General features: G+C 80.9%; 1 pseudogene. It reads left to right on the top strand.

Annotation, left to right across the window (positions count from 1 at the left end):
- A pseudogene (locus RZ84_RS40145) lies at positions 1–239 on the top strand (hypothetical protein); the annotation flags it as partial.
- Positions 240–345 lie beyond the last annotated feature (106 nt).

Genomic DNA, 345 nt, shown 5'->3' with positions numbered 1-345 from the left:
CCCCGCCGCTGCCCGAACCGTCCGACGCCATCTCCTGGCGCCTCGCACCGCCGCACCCCCCGGCCGCCGCGCCCACCGCCCGCGCGCTGACCAGCACCCCGCTGCGCGACCTGCGGGCCACCGCCGACCACGACACCACGACACCGCGACCCTGCCGGCCGCGGCGCTGCCGGCAGCGCCGCCGGTCGCCAACGCCGTGGCGCACACCGGGGGTTCGGATCCGATCGGGCTTGCGGTGAGGGTGCGGCCGGCGGGCTGCGAGGCGCGGTGCACGACGGCGATCCGGCGTCCCTGGCAGAGCGGGAGCGGCCGGAGGGCGCGGCGTATGGCGCACCGGCGGCGGGG

This window comes from Streptomyces sp. CT34, assembly GCF_000805335.1.
Lineage (GTDB): Bacteria > Actinomycetota > Actinomycetes > Streptomycetales > Streptomycetaceae > Streptomyces.
The sequence above is the reverse complement of the archived record's forward strand: the minus strand, read 5'-3'. Positions and strand labels throughout refer to the sequence as shown.